This window comes from Ruegeria atlantica (assembly GCF_013033965.1).
Lineage (GTDB): Bacteria > Pseudomonadota > Alphaproteobacteria > Rhodobacterales > Rhodobacteraceae > Ruegeria > Ruegeria atlantica_D.
In genome coordinates this window covers 192,911-212,329 of record NZ_WQFE01000007.1, presented here as the reverse complement: position 1 = coordinate 212,329, position 19,419 = coordinate 192,911, and the positions used below count along the sequence as shown (strand labels likewise).

General features: G+C 54.7%; 19 protein-coding genes. 8 read left to right on the top strand and 11 right to left on the bottom strand.

Annotated features, from left to right (window positions below):
- The 3 genes from GOW16_RS14410 (at window position 1) to GOW16_RS14400 (ending at window position 4,413) form a co-directional block, all read left to right on the top strand.
- On the top strand, window positions 1–939 hold the full coding sequence (locus GOW16_RS14410; RefSeq protein ID WP_170416172.1) for a LysR substrate-binding domain-containing protein: 939 nt from the start codon (window positions 1–3) through the stop codon (window positions 937–939).
- Window positions 940–1,333: 394 nt separating this feature from the next.
- Complete coding sequence (locus tag GOW16_RS14405; protein ID WP_170416170.1) at window positions 1,334–2,893, top strand: class I adenylate-forming enzyme family protein; 1,560 nt, start codon at window positions 1,334–1,336, stop codon at window positions 2,891–2,893.
- A 323-nt stretch (window positions 2,894–3,216) separates the two neighbouring features.
- The gene (locus GOW16_RS14400) at window positions 3,217–4,413 is read left to right on the top strand and encodes a YbfB/YjiJ family MFS transporter (protein ID WP_170416168.1); all 1,197 of its coding nucleotides are present in this window, start codon (window positions 3,217–3,219) and stop codon (window positions 4,411–4,413) included.
- Between the two features lie 101 nt (window positions 4,414–4,514).
- Here the strand turns inward: GOW16_RS14400 and GOW16_RS14395 are convergent, their stop codons facing one another.
- Complete coding sequence (locus tag GOW16_RS14395) at window positions 4,515–6,167, bottom strand: NAD-dependent malic enzyme (RefSeq protein ID WP_170416166.1); 1,653 nt, start codon at window positions 6,165–6,167, stop codon at window positions 4,515–4,517.
- A gap of 73 nt (window positions 6,168–6,240) precedes the next feature.
- On the opposite strand from GOW16_RS14395, the gene GOW16_RS22645 reads away from it, so the two are divergent.
- Window positions 6,241–6,597, top strand: a complete 357-nt coding sequence (locus tag GOW16_RS22645; protein ID WP_174864299.1) for a c-type cytochrome — start codon at window positions 6,241–6,243, stop codon at window positions 6,595–6,597.
- Between the two features lie 106 nt (window positions 6,598–6,703).
- Here GOW16_RS22645 and GOW16_RS14385 read toward each other — a convergent pair whose 3' ends face one another.
- The 4 genes from GOW16_RS14385 to GOW16_RS14370 form a co-directional block, all read right to left on the bottom strand.
- Window positions 6,704–7,555 (bottom strand): DUF4396 domain-containing protein, encoded by an 852-nt coding sequence (locus GOW16_RS14385; RefSeq protein WP_170416164.1) that lies wholly within the window; start codon window positions 7,553–7,555, stop codon window positions 6,704–6,706.
- Between the two features lie 588 nt (window positions 7,556–8,143).
- Entirely contained in the window at window positions 8,144–8,596 is a 453-nt protein-coding gene (locus GOW16_RS14380) for a DUF4437 domain-containing protein (protein ID WP_170416162.1), read from the bottom strand.
- A gap of 34 nt (window positions 8,597–8,630) precedes the next feature.
- Window positions 8,631–8,969: a DUF1330 domain-containing protein gene (locus GOW16_RS14375; RefSeq protein WP_170416160.1), complete on the bottom strand. Its 339-nt coding sequence runs from the start codon at window positions 8,967–8,969 to the stop codon at window positions 8,631–8,633.
- 65 nt (window positions 8,970–9,034) lie between these two features.
- Window positions 9,035–9,901, bottom strand: coding sequence for an MBL fold metallo-hydrolase (locus tag GOW16_RS14370; RefSeq protein ID WP_170416158.1), 867 nt, complete (start codon window positions 9,899–9,901; stop codon window positions 9,035–9,037).
- A 95-nt stretch (window positions 9,902–9,996) separates the two neighbouring features.
- On the opposite strand from GOW16_RS14370, the gene GOW16_RS14365 reads away from it, so the two are divergent.
- Window positions 9,997–10,620, top strand: coding sequence for a TetR/AcrR family transcriptional regulator (locus GOW16_RS14365; protein ID WP_170416156.1), 624 nt, complete (start codon window positions 9,997–9,999; stop codon window positions 10,618–10,620).
- Window positions 10,621–10,864: 244 nt separating this feature from the next.
- Here the strand turns inward: GOW16_RS14365 and GOW16_RS14360 are convergent, their stop codons facing one another.
- Window positions 10,865–12,493 carry a putative ABC exporter domain-containing protein gene (locus tag GOW16_RS14360; RefSeq protein ID WP_170416154.1) on the bottom strand — a complete coding sequence of 543 codons (1,629 nt, stop codon included), beginning with the start codon at window positions 12,491–12,493 and terminating at the stop codon, window positions 10,865–10,867.
- Window positions 12,494–12,496: 3 nt separating this feature from the next.
- Window positions 12,497–13,249, bottom strand: a complete 753-nt coding sequence (locus GOW16_RS14355; protein WP_170416152.1) for an ABC transporter ATP-binding protein — start codon at window positions 13,247–13,249, stop codon at window positions 12,497–12,499.
- A gap of 281 nt (window positions 13,250–13,530) precedes the next feature.
- On the opposite strand from GOW16_RS14355, the gene GOW16_RS23000 reads away from it, so the two are divergent.
- Both GOW16_RS23000 and GOW16_RS14350 read left to right on the top strand, forming a co-directional pair.
- On the top strand, window positions 13,531–13,662 hold the full coding sequence (locus GOW16_RS23000) for a hypothetical protein (protein WP_302478072.1): 132 nt from the start codon (window positions 13,531–13,533) through the stop codon (window positions 13,660–13,662).
- 103 nt (window positions 13,663–13,765) lie between these two features.
- The gene (locus GOW16_RS14350) at window positions 13,766–14,245 is read left to right on the top strand and encodes a GNAT family N-acetyltransferase (RefSeq protein ID WP_170416150.1); all 480 of its coding nucleotides are present in this window, start codon (window positions 13,766–13,768) and stop codon (window positions 14,243–14,245) included.
- A gap of 443 nt (window positions 14,246–14,688) precedes the next feature.
- Here the strand turns inward: GOW16_RS14350 and thpR are convergent, their stop codons facing one another.
- From thpR to GOW16_RS14330, 4 genes are all read right to left on the bottom strand, one after another.
- Complete coding sequence (thpR, locus tag GOW16_RS14345) at window positions 14,689–15,207, bottom strand: RNA 2',3'-cyclic phosphodiesterase (RefSeq protein WP_170416149.1); 519 nt, start codon at window positions 15,205–15,207, stop codon at window positions 14,689–14,691.
- Window positions 15,208–15,542: 335 nt separating this feature from the next.
- Window positions 15,543–16,871 (bottom strand): sensor histidine kinase, encoded by a 1,329-nt coding sequence (locus GOW16_RS14340; RefSeq protein ID WP_170416147.1) that lies wholly within the window; start codon window positions 16,869–16,871, stop codon window positions 15,543–15,545.
- Window positions 16,871–17,530: a response regulator transcription factor gene (locus GOW16_RS14335; RefSeq protein WP_170416145.1), complete on the bottom strand. Its 660-nt coding sequence runs from the start codon at window positions 17,528–17,530 to the stop codon at window positions 16,871–16,873. The genes GOW16_RS14340 and GOW16_RS14335 overlap by 1 nt, the downstream gene beginning before the upstream one ends.
- Window positions 17,531–17,567: 37 nt before the next feature.
- Entirely contained in the window at window positions 17,568–18,110 is a 543-nt protein-coding gene (locus GOW16_RS14330; protein WP_170415800.1) for a PepSY domain-containing protein, read from the bottom strand.
- A 199-nt stretch (window positions 18,111–18,309) separates the two neighbouring features.
- On the opposite strand from GOW16_RS14330, the gene GOW16_RS14325 reads away from it, so the two are divergent.
- Complete coding sequence (locus GOW16_RS14325) at window positions 18,310–19,377, top strand: hypothetical protein (RefSeq protein ID WP_170416142.1); 1,068 nt, start codon at window positions 18,310–18,312, stop codon at window positions 19,375–19,377.
- Window positions 19,378–19,419 lie beyond the last annotated feature (42 nt).

Genomic DNA, 19,419 nt, shown 5'->3' with positions numbered 1-19,419 from the left:
ATGGCGACGCACCTCAAGTCTCTTCAAGCTATCGAAGTAGCCCTTCGAACCGGTTCACTAAAAGCGGCCGCTAGCGAATTGGGGATCACCCCAGCTGCGGTTGGTCAAAGGATCCGGGCGCTGGAAGATTATCTTGGAACAGACCTTTTGGTCCGTGGACGGTCGGGTTTACACCCAACACCCGAACTGGCAGGGGCACTGACGGATCTTCGTACTGCATTTTCGGCACTTGAACGCGTATCGACTACGCTCGATTTTCAGCGTGTTAGCGAAATTCACATCGTTGCCGACCCGGATTGGTCCGAATTGTGGCTGGCACCTCGGTTACCGAGATTTCGAGAAAACCATCCAAACATTCTCTTTTGCATCAACGGAGCGGGCGACGTTCCGATGCGGCTGGGGGCGCCAGATATCCGCGTTGAATACGGCGGATACGAAAAAGGTGAGCCGCTCTTCTTGGACTACCTCGTCCCCGTTTGCAGCCCAGACAACTTACGCAGAATAGCCGATTATGACACCGAACACGAAATGGAGGGGATGCCGCTTCTTCATTTGGAAGAGCACAGAAGTAAAGAAGACAGGCCAGGTTTTCGCGAATGGTTCCAAACTTTCGGAATGCGGCGTACTGGCGCTGACCGAGGACCGTATTACAAGCGAGCGGAGATGGCCCTTGAAGCGGTGAGAGAAGATGTGGGCTTTCTCCTTTGCGGCGCTTCTTTGATAGAGAACGATCTGGAAGAAGGGTCCTTGGTGCTTCCCTATCCTGTTGAAAAAGGGCTTTCAGCGCCAAACCCATTTCGGATTCACCTGCGAGAACAAACGTTGCAGCGTCCCCAATTGCGCCGTTTCGTGGATTGGCTCAAGCGCGAGGCCACCGAAACCCAGGAGCGGATTAATGGCTACAAGAACAAAAGTAAGGGTTTACAGATCAACGGTTAACCCCGCTCGTATCCAAATGAACTCGACTCCCGCATCGGGCTCAGAAGCTGACCTGGAACGCAATGCCCAATCGATAATTCACTTTCAGGTCGGACGAAAATCGACCCAAACCTGCCGTTCATCGCGTCGCGTGACGCCGCGGTGCAGCTTCCTCGAAGCGGACATTCGTCGCAGGTGCATTGTCTCAAGAGCAACGAACTCAAACATCGCGGATGTCTCCGTCGTTCGCTATTGGCGATAGACATCAATACAGTATGCTCGATCCAGCGACCAATCGATAACGTGATTGGATTCCGTTCGTTACCTAGCCATTGAGGCAAGTAGGTCGGCATCCTTGCTGGAGTCTGGGTGGCACAGTGAAGGTGCCGAAATGGTCTGTTTTGAGGAGAAGTGCATGTCGGTAGCTGGACCACCGCTTGCCGCACCTGCGGATTTAACAAACCTTTTTCGCCAGGGGTTGGCAGCGGATCCCAGGGCGATTGCGCTTTACGCGTTGGACGGGGCTCTGACTTGGCGGGAACTGGATACCGCCTGTACGCGGTTGGCGTTGCAATATCTGAACCTAGGGCTCGAGCCGGGGGATCGAGTGGCGTCCATTATGCCAAACCGCGCGGCGCTGATAATCCACTACCTGGCTTGCATGCGGGCTGGTCTTGTGGCGATGCCGCTCAACTATCGCTATTCAGCTTCGGATATCGACTATGCACTGGGGTTGGCGACACCGGCGGCACTGTTGGTACATGGCGAGCGGGTAAAGGATGTAACCGCGGTCCCTGGCGTAGCGCGATTGCCCAAAGGCGTGATTGTCTATGCAGGGGAAGTGGACGGAGCGCTCGCTTTTGACGATCTGCTGAACGCAGAGGGTGAAGGAACACTGCCAAAGGTTCGGGCTGAGGCTCCGGCTTTCATATTCTTCACCTCAGGCACCACGGGCAAGCCAAAGGGCGTCACACACAGTCATGCCAGCATGGGATACATGGTGGCAAGCAATGCGCAGGGGCTAGGGTTGGGGCCCGAGGATGTGGTGTTGCCGGCGTCTTGGATTTCGCACACCGCCGGATTGCGACTGACATTTGCAGGGCTTTGGTCGGGCGCCAAGACAAGTATTGCGCGGCAATTTACACCGGACGAGCTTTTGGGGCTCTTGAGGCAGACGCGCCCAACGGTGGCGCAGATCTTACCAGCGCCTTTGGCGGCTTTGGTCACGGGGCACGGGGCGGTGCGCGAAGACTTTCGCTCGCTAAAGACGATGATGGCTGGTGGGGACAAGCCCTCGCAGACGCTGGTTGAAGCGTTCGGCGCGCTGGCTGGTGTGCCGATTGGGGCGTTTTATGGAATGACGGAAATGGGTACGTCGCATTCCAATACCCATGGCGGCTCCGAGAAACTGGGCGCAGTTGGATTAAACAATCCGGGCTATGTCTCAGTGCTTCGCGACGAAGCCGGTGAGGAGGTGCCCTTAGGGTTGGACGGTCGGCATTGGGTAAAAAGCCCGACCATGATGACAGGGTATTGGAAGGATCCCGAGGCAACAGGGGCGGCGTTTCAGGATGGCTGGCTCGATACAGGCGATTTGATGCGGCAGGATGGGGATGGCTATTTCTGGTTCCGGGGGCGTCGGAAACAGGTCATTGTACATGACGGTTCGAACATCAGCCCCGCAGAGGTCGAAGATGCGTTGACAGCACACCCCGCAGTCGCGGCAGCAGTTGCGGTTGGGGTCCGAGATGAAATGCATGGCGAGGATGTTTGGGCCTTTGTGAGCTTGGTTGAAGGGGCACCCCCGGTGCGCGCCGGAGAGATCATCGACTTTGCGCGAGAGCAGATTGGATACAAGGCACCGGACGTTGTTCGGGAAGTTGATTCACTACCGTTAACCATGGGCGGCAAGCTTGACCGGATGGCGTTGAAACGACTAGCGGCAGAAGAAAGCGGTGCAGCTCACATAGTGTGACGGCCCAGTCGGTCGGATCACAATTGCGGGCTGCTTGCCATGGGATGGTTTGTTACGGCCGCAGGCGCCGAGCTAAGGGAGGCGTCCATTCTGCCCGAATGCGGAGATGTATTACCTTAATCTTCGTGCGCGCAGACGCGGAAGATGTTCATCTTATTCTTCAGCACAGGTTGTGTTTGAGGCACTGCGCCGTTCCAAAGCTGCCCTCCTCAATCTTCGAACAGTCGCTAATCAATTGAACCCAGGCCGCGTGGTCAGATCGGTTGGGATTGCACAACCAAACGCATTGGGGCACGGTGACCGTTCAACTTGGAAGGATATCCATGTCCGCGGCAAAACCTGCAAACCCGTGGTTAATATTGCTGGGCCTTGCACTCGGCGTTAGCATATCCAATGCTTTCGGCCGCTTTGCATACGGTCTAATTCTGCCGTCTATGAAAAGTAGCCTTGGCTGGAGTCTCACTCAATCCGGTTGGCTCAATACGGCCAATTCGATTGGTTACATAGTGGGTTCGATTCTAACTCTTTTACTGATCCGACATTTTTCACCGTCGCGGTTGTTCGCAATCGGCACTGTGGCGACTGCATTGTGTCTTTTGGCGACCGGATTTGATGAGAGCCTCGTGGTGCAAACCGCTTGTCGCACCTTGGTGGGAATGTTTGGTGCTCTTTCATTTGTGTCAGGCGGCGTACTGGCGGCATCTCTGTTCCAGAGCGACGCGCGAAAGAACGCGTTGGCCATCGCCCTGTACTTTGGCGGAGGCGGTGGATTTGGTATTGCATTGTGCGGCGCAACCCTTCCGAGCATGTTGGACGTGTTCGGGCCACAATATTGGGACTGGGCGTGGATCGGAGTCGGGTTGGCGGCCCTGATCATTTGCCCATTTTCGATTTGGGCTTCAACCAGACTGAACGAAACCGAGCACGACGCGGTACTGCCGTCCATCCCCCCAGTGCGCGGAATGCTTGGCGAACTCGGCGGGTATGCGCTGTTCGGGTTGGGTTACATTGTCTACGTCACTTTTATCTCTGTCTGGATGAAGGAGCAGCAATCCGGTGTGCTGTTGACCACCGCAACATGGATGGTTCTTGGGTTCAGTATTATGGCGTCTCCTTTTATTTGGCGCGGGGTGCTGGCTCGTTATTCGTCTGGAATGCCCTTGGCACTGATCCTAAGCGGAGTCGCATTGGGTTCGGCACTACCGATCCTGGTTTCATCTGGATATGGGTTGATTTTGTCGGCACTCGTATTCGGACTATCAGTCTTTATGCCACCTACTGCAGTAACCAACTTTGTTCGCCAGAATGTGGAACAGCAGGATTGGGGTGCAACCATTAGCTTTTTTACCGTGGTGTTCGCTGTCTCACAGGCATTGGGGCCGATCGGGGCCGGTGTCATCGGGGACATAACCGGAGAAATAGGGGACAGCCTGATCGTGGCCTCTGCGGTTTTGCTGGTGGGAGCCCTTTGCGCTGCGATACAAAAGCCACTCAGGCGTGAGGCGGCGCAAAGGTCATAGTCAGAACCACACTCCGATGCCGTATCTCATTCCCTATAACAGACCCAGTGGATTCTGAATTCGCAAAGACAAACCTCCAGTTATTCTGACGCGGGTCTGCTTCAGGCAATCTCCTGATATTGCGGGATCCAAAACTTCGCATCTATTGCCGCTTTCAGTTCTTCATTTGTGGATTTAGGCGCAACTCCATCCAACTGCGCCTGTTGACCAACCGCAAATGCGATTGCTTTGCTGACCTGGCGAATGTCCTCAACATCGGGCAACAAGCTGGCGGTGCGATCGGATTTAGCAGGCGACAATGCCGCCAGCGCCTCAGCGGCGGCCATGAACATTCCGTCAGTGACACGGCGCGCGCCCACCGACAGTACACCCAGCCCCATGCCTGGGAAAATGTAGGAGTTATTGCATTGCGCGACATGGTGCGTCTTTCCGTTGTAAACAACCGGCTCAAACGGGCTTCCGGTGGCGACCATTGCGCGACCATCTGACCAGTGGATAATATCTGCGGGCACGGCCTCAATTCGCGATGTCGGGTTCGAAAGCGGCAACACGACAGGATGTTCCGAGTGAGAAGCCATCGCACGAATGATTTCCTCTGAGAACAAGCCCGCCTGCCCGCTGACGCCAACTAGAATGTTGGGTTTGGCGTGATTAATCACATCCAGCAGCGAAATCTCACCTTCGGCCCAGCTACCCACTTTGTCGAGGGGTTGTACAATTTGCTTTTGGAACGGCAGAAGGTCTGTCATTGCATCGGTTAACAACCCGGCCCGATCCACCATGTAGATGCGCCTGCGTGCCTCAGTGTCGGATAGTCCTTGTCGGACCATGAGTTGAACCAGTTGTTCGGCGATACCCACCCCTGCAGAGCCCGCTCCGAGGAACGCGATGGTTGCGTTTTTTAGCGGAATGTTGGTGACGTTGGAGGCCGCCAGCAAAGTGCCTGCCGTTACTGCCGCCGTGCCCTGAATATCATCATTGAAAGTACAGAGTTGATCGCGATATCGCGCCAGCAGCGGTGCCGCATGTTGCTGTGCAAAATCCTCGAACTGCAGTAACACATCCGGCCACTTGCGCTTTACCGCCTGAACAAAAAGTTCGACAAACTCAAAGTACTCATCCCCGCTGATGCGCTCATTTCGCCAGCCGATATAGAGGGGATCTTTCAGCCGATCCTGATTGTTGGTGCCGACGTCCAAAACCACCGGAAGCGTCACAGACGGGCTTATTCCACCCGCGGCGGTATAAAGCGAAAGCTTTCCTATCGGAATTCCCATGCCGCCCGCGCCTTGATCGCCCAAACCCAAAATCCGCTCTCCATCGGTGACGACTATAGCTTCGACAGAGGGCAGGATGGCATTCTCAAGTATTTCATCAATCCGGTCGCGCTCGGGGTATGGAATGATCAATCCGCGTGGGTGGTCGTAAATTTCACTGAACCGCTTGCAGGCATCCCCCACAACGGGCGTGTAAATTACCGGCATCATCTCGGACAAATGCCGGACCAATAGAGCGTAAAACAGAACCTCGTTGTCATCCTGCAGACCGCGCAAATAGACATGCTTTTCCAGCGGTGTCTCCTCACGTTCAAAGGCGGCATAAGCCCTGTCTATCTGAGTTTCGAGTGTTTCAATGTGTGGCGGTAGAAGACCCATCAATCCGAGTTCTTCTCGTTCGCGCAATGAAAAGGCAGTCCCTTTGTTCAAGAGTGGGTTCGTCAAGTATTGCAAATTTGCAGGACTGGAATCGACCATAGGCTAACCTTTCGGATCGGCACGCACAGGTTGCACGCATCTGTCCGGTAAGGTCAGCATTATACGACAACAAATGCAACGAGCTTACGACTTGAACGCATCCTTCCGTACTGGGTCAGCATGCTCGCGGGCGACAGCCTTCCCGAACATCGGCCCAATCCAGACCTTCGCCGAGCATTCAAGATGCCGCAGTCGCAGCACGCAAAGCCGTCATTCGCTGCACAAGAAAAATCGGGGTGGCTCTTACGCTCGGCTGGGTGGCGAGGTGGCGTTGGTCGCGCGCGGCGTCAATAGCTTTGTAAGTGGCATGCCCGGATTTGGTGAAATCCTAACCAATGCAGATATTTGGGACATTCTGGCCTATATCCGCTCCACTTGGCCTGACGATATTCAGCGATTACAGGCCAGCCGTAACCTTCCGCACGAGTAAAAACTGGACATTTGGTGCAGCTTACGGCTTTGCGTGGTCCGTTTGGCGAGCATTCGCCTTGGCATGCAATGTCGTCGTGAGTTAGCTGCCAACAGGTTTTGAAGCGCTAAAAATGTATAGGTGCAATTCGCGAAGTCACCCAGAGCGCGACCAGCAGGATCACATAGGTGCCAATGATCCAGAGCAACATGGAGTGCAAAGGCAGCGCCTTCATATTCGTGCTGTGCCTCGAAGTGTTTTTTGTTTTGTCATGGGACATGCCGTTCATCTCTGAAGACACATGCCCAATGTCTGGTGCCGGGCCATCTGCCCCGGGTAGGGTCATGCATCCGTGTTTCAGGTGATTGGCCACCAGCCAACGATTGATTGGGAATGCAACGAAACCACCCACAATTGTTGCCAAGCTCATACGAAACCAGAAAGTCGGTGAGAGCGGGTCTTCCGATCCAGGCCAAGCTTCCGCTAACAGGATCATAGTCGGGATCATGCCCGTCATTACCATGTTCATTGACACGGTCTCTGCGAAAAGCGTCTTTCGGACAGCTTGCGAATAACTTCCATACATTGAAAGCATCATAAGGGCTTGAAAGACGAAAAGCCCTGAGACGAAACCAAAAACGTATTCGACCACAATGTCCCATCCATTCGACAGCGCGAGGAAGTGAACAAGGATTGCAGCAACTAGGATTCCTGTGGCGTCGCCTGCCAAGCAGTGCATTTCGCTGTTGACCCCTTGTTTCCACGTTGCGCGCGTGAAACGGTCATGCCCGCCTGGGAATGGGCGGCGGCAGGTGATGAGGTAGAAAAACAGTCCGACTGGTCCTGTATAGGTCGTCACCAGAATCCAAGCCATACGTTGAACCCAACTGGTCACGCCATTGCTTATTGAATCCCAAACGACGAAGGCCACGCTGGCACCGGTCAACAAAAACCACACAAGCATCGCACCGTTGAGCACTCTGAACTCCCTGAGTTGCAAACCCTGCTAATAGCACGAAGTATCGGCTCACATGTGATACCAGGCAATACAAGACACATATCACGATCTGTAGGTATTAGATCTTGTGCGGGTCGGCTGTTTGGCGGCTTTGATCGCTTGATTTCGATGGTTGAATGCTAACGAATGGCTGCTTGGGTCATACTGTCTATCACTGATGTTTTAGGTGCAAAAAGCAATTTTTCTGTCCACCTTAGAAATTGCAAAGCCAAGTGACGAATGTCCGCGTCGGGCGGCACTGCTGTCCTCAGGAGCAAAAATGCGGATGGTCGCAAAGTCCCGCACAGTCGGCCTTGGAAAACGCTTAGGTCTCGCACGCGCGGCGAATGGCAGCTTCGGTGAAGCTGCACTGCGGCATCGCTTGGCAAGATGAATGACGGGTTTGGGCCGTCTCCATCTGAACCAGTCGGACCTCTCGAGCAGATGCTGCGTTTGCCTCTATGGCGGCAGTGAGCTCCATTTTGACCGATGCCGCACCATGCACCAATGTCCGAACTAAGGTTTGAATAAGTATGGAGGGGCACATGCTCCTCCATTTGAACTCTGGAACTATTCCTCCGGGTGAAAGTGAACGTCCATTGGACCCTCCCATTGAATCAACAGGATTGTTGGTTCATCGGTGGGAAAGGAGTCATTGTGATGCTCTCCCCCTGGTTGATACCAGTAGTCTCCTGGCGTTTGCAGCGGCACCTCAGCTTCACTCTCGCCTTTGATGTAGTGCTTGGATGCACCGGTTACGACAAGGCCGTGATATCCATGGGTGTGCGAGTGCATGGCTCCGGGGAAGTTTGGCGGGAATTTCATGAAGACCGCTGAGGGGCCTTCCTGAGGATTGCCCCACAGGACAGCAAGCTCAAACGGCGCACCTTCGGGCTGGAAGAATTCTGCTTCTTCCAACGCAATTCTGTATGAGCTTTTTAAAGTTTCAGCGTTGGCAGACAGAGCGATTGCGCTGACGAGAATACCAGTCACGGTAGCAATCTTAGCGATTGAATTGAACATGTTTCTTTCTTTCATCAAGGTGTGACTGCGACTGTCACGAGGTGACTTCACCCCGCCATCCGTGCGAGAATCCGATGGTGAAATTGGCCGGCAGTATCGCTGTTCGAAGATCGACGATGGATTGGTATTCGTCGCTCTTCCAGAAAGCTTCGAGGTTTTCGCGGGATGGAAACCGTATCAGAGTAAGACCCGCGCCCTCTGGCCAGTCTCCTTCAAACTTGGATATGGAGGGATCGCGCGCGCCTATGACAAGAAGTTCGCCGCCAAACGTTTCCAGAACGTCATTGGCAGCCTTTGCATAATCGCCAAAATTTTTCATATCTCCTTGTTCTGTGAAACTGAACAGCAGATAGGCTTCTTTTCCTAAGGACATGTTGGTTTTCCTTTTATGGTTTTGAAGTTTGATTTCCGTAGCCGTCCTGAGCAGAGCGGTCCCGTTCAGCCACCATGGAAAACGGACAGGGCCATTCGGCGGACGTAGCCGGGGAAGGCTGTGTCGTAGTTTTTCCAGTCGGAGTATTCGGGCATTTCGATTTCGTCAGAGATCGTAAACAGCAACTCAACGGGGGCTGACGGGTTGCCGCTGGCAAAGGCTTCCTGAAAGCGGGCCTCTACCTTCGCTTGCAGCTCATTCAGGAACTCTGCGTTTTCCCTAAGGGCCTCGACGCTGTTACCGTTTGAATGCCCATTGATCGCATAGGCCGGTTCCCAATCCACCAGCCTGTTCAAAACAATGCCGGAGCCGACGAAGTTGGTGTCTTCCTTGAACTCATGCGGCGAAAGTTCCTGCGGCATGTACATGTCCACGGAAAACACGACATTGCTATCGGCGACCCGTGCGACCGTAGTTGCAACACCATCCGCAACAGCGAGGTGATGTAGCTCAACGGTTTGACCGCCAAGATCCACCGTATGGGTGTCATCAAACGACGTAGTGACCGTTGGCATGGGCATCAGCGGCGACAGTTTCAGAACGTCGAGGCCGTTCTCCTGCATGATGATCTCGGCCCCTTCGAACACCTCAGTTCCACCAATGTGGTCAAAATGCTCGTGACTGAGAGCAATATGCGTAACCGGCTTGTCGGTGATCTTGGCAAGTTCAGCCTTCAGCTCTTCGGCGCGCGGCGTGAAGGATGGGTCGGTCACGAGGATGCCATCCTCCCCTATGACAACCATGCTGGAGTAACCCATGGAAAAGAAGTGATAAACACCATCCGCGATTTCGGTCATCGGGCTGTTCTGAGCGTTTGCGGCTGTTCCCAGTGCGATCAGCGCGGTGGCGGTAAACGAAGTTGGCAGTCTCATATCGGCTCCTTAAAGCTAACGTTGTTCACTTTAGCTAACAACGTTAGCAAAGAAGTCAATAGCAGCGTTCGATATTCAGGAGATGACGCCAAGCCATGGTGGGACGGCCCAAAGATATTGCCCGGGAATACGAGGGCTTCACGACGCGCGACGCCATTCTTGCCGCAGCCGAGAAACTGGCAGGGGAAAGAGGCGCATCTGGTTTGAAAATCAGAGAAATCGCCCGTCTCGTCGGGATCGAGCCTGCCTCGATCTACAAGCACTTCAAGGGGCTGGGCGCCATATTGACGGCCCTCATTGGCGAGGCATTGGCACAAGAACACCTATTGTTAGACCTGCCCGAGGGGGTGAACGGAGAAGCCGCAATTCGGGAGCTCAATAAGCGGACAACGCGCTATTTGGCCGCCAGAAAGGGAATCGTAAGTCTATCATTGGACGACTTCGCGAAAGCGCATGATCCTACCCGCGATGCCTTTGATGAAAACGAGGCCATTATTGTTCAAGGGCTGGACATCGAAGCCGAGCTGATCAGTCGTCATCTCGGACTGGGAAAACTCGGGCGAAAGAGGCTGGGTCAGATTGCTATCGCGCGCCGCTCAATGATCTTGGTTTTTCTAAGCGTCACATGTCTGAACGGAAAAGAAGTAGACGAACAACGGGAAGCCGAGATAGCCGACATGGTTTCAGCGTTCCTGCTGGGGTTGCAGTCACAATACTGACGGGAACGCCGGCTATCACGCGACTAAAAAACCGCTGTCAGGAACGCCGCGCTGGCATGCTGTCTACTTCGAATGATCGCAGCGAATTCGCCCTTGGTTGCGTGGGGTACGCGCTCAGCAACCGCCAAACTTCGCTACTGCAGCGAATGTCTCCTCTGACGGAAAAGCGGAAGTTCGCTGCGGGTGCGAAGGTGCCACCCCTGGACCGGCAAAGCCGCCTTTCAGCTCATACGGTAGATATGCCTTATTCGATGGTTTCTGCGACCGCGAAGCGCCGGAAAGCAAATTTCATGGCGACCAATGTCAGAAGTCCGAACACCGTCAGCGTTAGCCAGCTGGCCAATCCAGGCAGGAAAATTGCGGGTCCCATCGTTTTGAAGGTGATGAACCCGACGGCACCCGATGCTGCCATAGCAGCGAAAACGATTAGCGATTTCGCGATAAACTCGACAATGGAGCGACCAAGAAATTCGAAGTCTGCTCGCCCCATCGCAACGAGCTTTGTCGGGAACAGAAGATGTACCGTGTTCTCGAGGGCGTGGATAAGCAAAGTCAACGGAAGTGCAAAAGCGGCCAATACCAGCGCAACTTGTGTCGTGACGATGTCCTCAAAGACAAGGGCGCTGACTATAATGGTCGAAGCAACGACATACGCCAGAAGCACCTGAACTAAGAGTTGGCCTGCGCAAATGCGCCACGGCGTGATGGGCAGTGTCTTGTAAATTTCCATCCGGCTCAGGTCACCGCGAAAGTCGCAGATCAGGTTGCGAGGGAGGATGAATGCGACAAAGACATAGATCATCACCATTGTATGTCCTTCCGTGACCGGCGTGCCGAGCGCTGAGGACATCGGGGCAATACAGGCGGCGAGACCAACAAAGACGATGAAAAGTTTGGACGAATTCCGCAATGCGTTAAGCGCTTGCCGCCAGGCAATAGGCCCTAAGCCACCCAGAATTGGTGCACGACGGATCGAACGCACCTCGGTCCGTTGTGTCGCAAAGAAAGAGCCACCTTGTTTGATGCGATCCCATCGGTTGCTCAGTCGGGCGTTTTCCGCGATGGAGCGATCGGTCGTGCGTGCGTCGAGCACGATAACAGCACGCAAAAGCGCCGCATTGATGATAACCGCAACAAGAGCCCAATGGGTCATTTGTGAAAGCGAAGTCGCAACGAATAGTTCGGCAAACACGATGTAAGGAATCAAGATTACCGACCCGATCCATGAGTGGCGAAAGTCGGACAGAAGGTCGATAATGCCACGGTCGGGTGAGATCCATGCGTAGAGCACGGCTGCCGCAGCAATTGTGCAAAGCAACACAGTTACGGGCCACCGAATCTTTGCGAGCCGACTGCCGTCGAGCGCATGCCCAGTCATACTGATGACAGCGCTGTTCAACTGAACGAACACAAGCGTCAGCAGTGTGGCGATAAATACTGCGAGTGCCGATCCTGTTTGCGGCGCAGCAATGAGCGCGATGAAGACGCTCGTCAGGGCGACGCCAGCGACATAGGCGCCAAACTTATAGAGGATCAGATCCCGCCTGCGGAACGGCCCAGTAAAGAGGAAGTTGATCTCATTGGGCGAAAAATGGAATGTGGGACCGGTCGTCATCAATACGGTGAGTAAAGACAACCCGAGCATAACAAGCGGCATAAAAGTCATGATCTGCTCGCTCAGCGCTTGCCGGTCTTGAGCCGCCGGTCCGAACAAGCTCGTGTCCGAGGCGCCGCTTGAAGCGATCAGGAACCAAATGATCCCCCCGAAAGCGAGAGAGAACAGCAGGCCGCGTAGGCTTGCCAACTGGAGCAAACGCTGGCGCAGACCGCCACGCAGGCGCAGAATGAGAAGCTGGCGAAGTGCGGGATCCATGACTTAGGCTGCTGCCGTCTTAGAGCTTTGGTCTGGCGCTTGCGTTATTGAGAAGTAGACTTCCTCAAGCGCTGACGTGCTGTCGGTATTGCCGACCTCGCTCAGCAGGTCCTCCATTGTGCCAAATCGGCGGCACTCACCAAGATTCAATACCATGATATGGGTGCACAGGTTCTCGAACAGGCTCAGCAGGTGTGAGCTAATGATAATCGCCGCACCAGCCTTCGCGCGGTCGCGGATTGCTTGTTGAATCCCCCGAATACCCTGGGGATCCAACCCCGTCAGAGGTTCATCGAACAGGATCACTTTGGGGTCGTGCAGAAAGGCACAGGCGATGGCCACCTTTTGCCGCATACCGCGCGACAAGTTATGGACCAACGTATCGCGCTTATGTGTCAGTTCGAACGACGCCAAGAGTGCTTCGGCATCCTCTTCGAAGTCCGCTAACCTGTAAGCTGCGGCCGTGAACGCCAGATGCTCCCAAACCGTCATGGTGTCAAAAAGCCGTGGATCGTCAGGAATATAGCCGAGGTTCGCTTTGGCTTCGATGGGTTCCTGGACAACGTCATGGCCAGCAACCAACAGACTGCCTGAGCTAGGGGGTATAATCCCGCACAATGTACGCAAGGTCGTTGTTTTGCCCGCGCCATTCGGCCCAAGCAATCCGAGGATTTGGCCTGGTTCGACCGAAAAACTGAGGTTCCTCACGGCCGTGAAGCCTTTGTACTGCTTGCTGAAGTTCGTGACTGTAATCATGTGGTCTTTGCTCAACACTTTCCGGTTCATCGACACCTGATTGGGCCGGCATGCTCATAAATGCCACCCAAGTGACCGATACGTCGCATCGGATCATGTCAAATGTAAGTTCAAAACCGTTACTCCAGATGGTTTCTGTGTCCGGTTCAAAACAAAACAGGGGAAATGCATGGTTGGCCGCTCGTAGTCATTAATGGACCCGCACCTTTAGAGCGCGGTCGGAAGACGATCTGCGGCCACAGCTGTGTCGAATGCAGCCGAATGTCCCTTGTGGGCCGTCTATGAAGTTTGTTGCGGACGCAAGGCGCGAGGATGCTGCGCCGCCTCCGATGGCCGCAACGAGCCCATCCCAGACACTCAAGCCGTTCCCGGTGGACGGCAGCTTCACCCTCGAAAGCTGGCGTTACCACTAAAGAACCCAACCCTGTCATTTCTATCGTAGATCAACTCGGTTAGGTTCAGGTCTGGAGGGGCATCATGAGAGCTGGTGATATTAGGATCGAAGTGGTGACAGACTTGGCCGACGCACCCGGCTGGATCGACATGAAACTCGAATACCTAAATTTCGCTGTAGCGCGTCACGAAGAGGCCACCGGACAACTAGTCGATCCAGAGGAGCAACTTCGCCAGACTGTCGCTCAAATCGATGAATTTCTTGGCCCAGACGGACGTTTCATCGTTGCGCGAAGTTCTGAAGGCGAACTGATTGGCATGGTGCTTTTGCACAAACTTCCAAACTACAAGGGAGAGATAAAACGGCTATTCGTGAGACCACAAGCCCGCCGAATGGGCCTCGCCAAACGGTTGATGGATCGGCTCGAAGCAGAGGCACGAAAGATGGGTCTTTTATCGCTTTATCTGGACACAAGCAGCGGGCTTCGGGAAGCGATAGCCTTTTACCAGTCGCTAGGTTTCAAGGACGCAACCTTTGACCCGTCAAGTGTGCAGGACCCGGAAATTGCAAAGCATCTCGTGATCATGGAAAAGTCTCTTTAGCCAGTCGTACAATTTGACCGGCATTCGAGTCGAGATGCTTGGTCTGCATTGACGTCCTGTGCTAGTAGCCGCAACGGTGATTATTTGGCACATCCCGGAAATCCGCCACCCCAAGAAAATGTCTAATTTGCCATCAACGCCGGGCGTTCAGCGGTCCATCTGGTTTGGTCAAAAGTCCGCATAGTCGGCCTAGGGAATCACTTGGATCTCGCATGCGCGACGAATGGCAGCTGCGGTGAAAATAGGACGGTATGGAGAATAGGTTGATTTGGAACCAACCCTTCACCGCATTGCGCCCGAACAGCAAAGACGCGGACAAAGTGAGCTATCGCTGCAACTGCCCCAACGAGCGCTTTTGGATGGTCGGCCAACAACGATCGTTTTTGTCACACATGCACGTTGGCGAGCCAAGCGCTGGTCGGTTCGGTTACGTCGGCAGCCGGTCACCTGAGGATATAATGTGCCAAGGCATCGTGTCGGGCACCTTCGGGACGCAAGGTGGATTGGTAAAGGGTAAAGCCGGTGACCGGCATCTTTGGTAAAGCACTCGTGGTGCGGGGACGCTGGACGAGCTGAACCGCCTCGCGTTGCCCTGGTTTGAAGCGAGCGATAGTCACATGCGGGCGAAAGCGCCGACGGGGCAGCACGATCCCGGCTCGCCGGATGGCGGTCTGGATTTTTCGGTGGAAAGATATGAGTGCTGGACAATCCTCCACCACGACGGCCAGAACCTGCCCAAAACCCTCGATCCCTGAAAAGGTGACGCCGAAGGCTGGCGCTGAAAGTGTCAGAAGCTCTTCATGCAATGCCTCTAACGTCTCCTCGGTCTGATCATCCAGAAAGGCTAGCGTCAGATGCATGTTTTCCGACGATACCAGTCGACCGACCGGCAGCGTGCGTTGCAAGGGTACAAAAGCTGCTTTTGCGTCGTCGCTGAGCGATATCGCAATGAAAGACCGCATGGAGCCCTCTTGTTTCTCCCGTTGGTTCAAGTGTGTATCACACCAGTCTTTCCACAAAGCTGCGTCAGGTTGGCCCTTCGCTGCGGCGAGTTCGGGCGGGTGGTTTGAGCCCCTTTGCGGACTTTCTACAACACCCAAAGTCTTGCTTGTGCAGCAAGTCGCGAACCGCGCATTGCGGACGTTCAAACCCAGTGTCAGATGGCTGGTGAGCGGGCAAAGTGAACCTTCAGCGCGCACCAATCTCCGGTTTGGCAGTATTGCTCATCCAGACGATAGATTGCGGATAGGAAGGAGCTGCGCCTTGACGGCCAGCGGAACAAAGCAGTTCGATTTTCTCACGCGCCGATCTTCACTTCAGAGGCCAAGCCACCTAAGCGTTTCGATGTTCTGAGCTCTAGCTTACCACCGTAGGCGGCCAATAAATCAACGGAAATAGACAAGCCCAAACCTGTTCCCTTTACGGAGGTGTCCAGCCGACTGCCTGAACGAAGGACTTCGTCTCGTGCACCATCCGGGATACCGGGCCCGTCATCTTCAACGCACAGTTCGATGCCGCTGTCGGTGCGCCTCGCGGTGATTTGAAATGTTGTCCGGCTCCACTTGAGGGCATTGTCGAGGAGGTTCCCGATCACTTCCTCAATGTCCTGAGGGTCCATTCGGACGCGAAGGCCAGCGTCGCAATCTGAAACAAGCGTCTTACCCTCGCGCTCTGCCATGACCGAAAACAGTCGGGACAGTCGTTCGACCGAATCCGACAAGTCTGTCCTGGAATGCGTTAACTCTCCGGTATTTGATGCACGCATGCGCGCGAGTGAACGGCTAAGCTGGGCGTCAATTCGAGTTAGGGCTTCTTTCGCAGACTCCGTATGTGCTCCGGCGTCTGTCAGTTCCGCCAATTCGTTTCGCAAGATAGCGGTCGGTGTTTTGAGGGCATGCGCCAGATCCGCCGCTTGTCTTCGAGAACCGGCGACAATCTCGCGGTTTCGATGCAGAAGTTTGTTGAGATCTTCCACCAGGGGCAAAACCTCCTCCGGGTAGTCTTCTGGAGTCAGCTCATCACCCCGATCCCAGCGATGAGCGACATCCGCGCGCAACTTCCGAAGCGGGCCAACAATGGCGGACATCAACAAAAGAGAACTTGCTACTCCGATCAAACCGACCAAGCCGAAAACCGGGAGCAAGTATCTTTGTGCGGCACTGCGTTCGTTGATCAGTTCGCTCCTGCTTTCGGCGACGGTTACCCCCCACTCCGTTCCGTCTTCGAACGTGATCTTTTGATAGACGCTACGAATGGCTTCGCTATCTGGACCCGAGGTGTTCCAAATGGTTGTTTCGTTGCTTCCGCGCGGAGGCTCGGCGATTGTTTCGTCGAAGAGTGAAGCAGATGTATAGGTTCCACCTCTACTGTCCGTTACTTGCCAATACCGCCCTGAATACGGTGTGCTATATGCTGGGTCGAATACCAACTGCCGCAAGGTTTCTGGGTCATCCGTAGTTGCGCTGAGGCCAACGACAACTTGTGTGTGCCGGTCTTGCAGTGCTGCGTCGAACTGATCCAGAACGCGTGTGTTGATGTAGGAAAACACCATCAGCGTACCGACGCCTACGGACAAAGTTCCCGAGGCGATACCTCCGAGTAAGGCCCGTTGGCGCAGCGATAGCATCAGGTTGTATCTATCATGTAGCCGCGCCCCCGCACTGTTGTGATCAAATCTGGGCCCAGTTTTTTGCGCAGGCGGGTCACAAATACCGCAATCGTGTTGGAATCTCTGTCGCCGTCATATTCGTAGATGTGTTCAGACAACTCAGTGCGCGACACCATGCGACCGATATTGTGCGCCAGATAAGTTAGAACGGCGATCTCCTGTGCGGTCAAATCGACAGGAATTCCCCCGACAGTAACCCGACCGTTCCGCGTATCCAAAGAGACCTCCCCCATTTCTATCACGGGATTCAACTGACCGCTCTGACGTCGCAAGATTGCGCGCACTCGCGCCGCCAATTCCGGCATGTGAAATGGCTTGGTCATATAGTCATCTGCGCCTGCATCCAGGCCGTCGACGCGTTCGCTCCACCCATCTCTGGCAGTCAGGATCAATACTGGGGTTTTGACGCCCGCGCTGCGCCATTCACGCAGGACCGAGATACCGTCACGCTCAGGCAGGCCGATGTCGAGGATGATCATGTCGTACGGTTCAGTCGACCCCAGATGCAGGGCATCTATACCATTATTGGCCACGTCGACCACGCGACCTTCCGCACCCAATAGCTTTTTTACTTGCTCGCAAAGCTGTGGTTCATCTTCAGCAAGGAGTATTCGCATATCCAGAGACTACAGCTAAACCAACGCGATCTTCACTCTATTTTTTACCGCCGCCGTTGCCACCGCCGTTCCCACCACCATTGCCGCCACCATTACCGCCGCCATTCCCGCCACCATTGCCACCGCCGTTGCCACCACTATTTCCGCCGCCGTTACCGTTGCCGCCTGCATTGCTTCGGCCTACACTGTTCCCGCGGGTAGCAGAGGCGCTTAGACCGTTGTTGCTTTTGGACTTGGCTGAATTGCGTGCGGCTTCGGAAATCTCTCGCCCGATACTCGAACGGTTCGAAACCACTGTGCCGGTTTGGGCGTTCACGATCACACTGACGATCTTTCCACCAGGCTTCTTGACCAGAATACGATAGTAAATCTTGTCCGTTTTGAATGCGCGCGCGTCGACTGGAATCCCACCGAAGGCTTTCTCCACACCCTTGATGACACGGTTCAAACGGATTGCGCTGCCTGACAACGTCGCCATACGCAGTTCAGACTGTTTGAGTTCACGAGCGACTGCCGCCGCTTGCCCTCCGGACAAGACAGTCAGCAGCGCTGCAACCTTAAAAAACGCTTTGGCTTGCATAACACCCTCAAACACCTTCAGCGAAGATTACTAGGCCGGACATGAACCAATGATGAACAAGCAGTTAGCCCTGCGTTCAAGCGCCCTCAAGTTAAATCAGTGGCAGCTGTCTTGATTCGACCGCGAATCTGACTGCCGAAACACTGTGGTCAAGCTCAGCATGCTGACTGCCGTTGCTGAAAGTTTTGAGGAGATTGAAATGAAAACCACCTATTGCGGACTGTTAAAAGCTTCGACGATCGCAATTGCCCTGTTAGGGTCCACAGCCATTGTAGCCACTGTCGCAGCTCCTGATTTTGCTTATGCCAAGCCAGGTAACGGCAATGGTGGCGGCAACGGTGGTGGCAATGGAAACGGCGGCGGGAATGGCAACAGCGCTCAGGGAGATCGCGGAGACAACAGCTCGGCTGGAAATGGCGGCCGTGGGAACGGGGCCGACAAAAGCCGTGGCGGCGCCAGGGCCGGGACATTCGGACAGGGGAAAACAAAGTCTCAGTCTGCCCGGTCCGGTACAAAAAAAGTCGGAGGGTTCTCTCTGAAAGATTTGTTCAACGGGAAAGGCAAAGCTCGCACAACGGCAACCACCTCAAGAGTCGCTACGACAACCCTTCGAACGCAAAAGGCAGAGGTGCAAAGAACGGTTCGTCAGACTGTGATTGTAGAAGAGTCTAAGCGCCCCGTTTCCCGTACCAAAGGTAATCGTATGGCTGCGCTGCTTGGTGCGCATCCCTCGGAATTGGGCGCGTTGAACGCGGCCAATGCAAGCCCAACGGCCCTGGCCAATGCCGCACTCAATTCGCGGGTTGGCAGAATTGCCATGTACCGAGACACAGTGCTGGCCGGCGAACCTTTGCGTGAGGACCTAGAGGAACAGTTGGAGGTTCTTGCGGGGTTGGAAGAACCAGACCGGACAGTTCAAGAAATTGAGGGTGACTTGGAAACCGCGTTGGATGAGGTTCAAACCAACCGGGATACAGTCGCAGGGCTTGAACAGGCTTTGGAAGACGCGGGCGGCACAGATCCGGATATCGAAGCGCAGCTTGAAGAGGCCCAGGCCGAATTGGACGCGTCGATCGATGAAGCCCAGAGTTTGAATGACGAGAGACAAGCAGCCATTGACTACAATGAAGCTGTTGAAGAGGTGGAAGAGCTGACGGACCTTGTTGAAAAGCAAGATTTGGCCGAACGCGAGGCCCTGGAAGCCGTCGCCAACAAGCCTGTCACCGATGCAGTTGAGGAACAGGTCAAAGCGCTGCTGGGACTGTGACCTGGGGCTTCCCGGCCATCGCCAGCCACCGCTTTAGGAAAA

What these genes read in the sequence shown, in the direction of transcription:
- GOW16_RS14410 (WP_170416172.1), top strand. Translation starts at nt 1, where the DNA reads ATGGCGACGCACCTCAAGTCTCTTCAAGCTATCGAAGTAGCCCTTCGA.
- GOW16_RS14375 (WP_170416160.1), bottom strand. Translation starts at nt 8,969, where the DNA reads ATGTCCTTAGGAAAAGAAGCCTATCTGCTGTTCAGTTTCACAGAACAA.
- GOW16_RS14380 (WP_170416162.1), bottom strand. Translation starts at nt 8,596, where the DNA reads ATGTTCAATTCAATCGCTAAGATTGCTACCGTGACTGGTATTCTCGTC.
- GOW16_RS14340 (WP_170416147.1), bottom strand. Translation starts at nt 16,871, where the DNA reads ATGCTATCGCTGCGCCAACGGGCCTTACTCGGAGGTATCGCCTCGGGA.
- GOW16_RS14395 (WP_170416166.1), bottom strand. Translation starts at nt 6,167, where the DNA reads ATGGTCGATTCCAGTCCTGCAAATTTGCAATACTTGACGAACCCACTC.
- thpR (WP_170416149.1), bottom strand. Translation starts at nt 15,207, where the DNA reads ATGCGGTCTTTCATTGCGATATCGCTCAGCGACGACGCAAAAGCAGCT.
- GOW16_RS14330 (WP_170415800.1), bottom strand. Translation starts at nt 18,110, where the DNA reads ATGCAAGCCAAAGCGTTTTTTAAGGTTGCAGCGCTGCTGACTGTCTTG.
- GOW16_RS14325 (WP_170416142.1), top strand. Translation starts at nt 18,310, where the DNA reads ATGAAAACCACCTATTGCGGACTGTTAAAAGCTTCGACGATCGCAATT.
- GOW16_RS14360 (WP_170416154.1), bottom strand. Translation starts at nt 12,493, where the DNA reads ATGGATCCCGCACTTCGCCAGCTTCTCATTCTGCGCCTGCGTGGCGGT.
- GOW16_RS14365 (WP_170416156.1), top strand. Translation starts at nt 9,997, where the DNA reads ATGGTGGGACGGCCCAAAGATATTGCCCGGGAATACGAGGGCTTCACG.
- GOW16_RS14405 (WP_170416170.1), top strand. Translation starts at nt 1,334, where the DNA reads ATGTCGGTAGCTGGACCACCGCTTGCCGCACCTGCGGATTTAACAAAC.
- GOW16_RS23000 (WP_302478072.1), top strand. Translation starts at nt 13,531, where the DNA reads ATGAAGTTTGTTGCGGACGCAAGGCGCGAGGATGCTGCGCCGCCTCCG.
- GOW16_RS14370 (WP_170416158.1), bottom strand. Translation starts at nt 9,901, where the DNA reads ATGAGACTGCCAACTTCGTTTACCGCCACCGCGCTGATCGCACTGGGA.
- GOW16_RS14400 (WP_170416168.1), top strand. Translation starts at nt 3,217, where the DNA reads ATGTCCGCGGCAAAACCTGCAAACCCGTGGTTAATATTGCTGGGCCTT.
- GOW16_RS22645 (WP_174864299.1), top strand. Translation starts at nt 6,241, where the DNA reads ATGCAACGAGCTTACGACTTGAACGCATCCTTCCGTACTGGGTCAGCA.
- GOW16_RS14355 (WP_170416152.1), bottom strand. Translation starts at nt 13,249, where the DNA reads ATGATTACAGTCACGAACTTCAGCAAGCAGTACAAAGGCTTCACGGCC.
- GOW16_RS14335 (WP_170416145.1), bottom strand. Translation starts at nt 17,530, where the DNA reads ATGCGAATACTCCTTGCTGAAGATGAACCACAGCTTTGCGAGCAAGTA.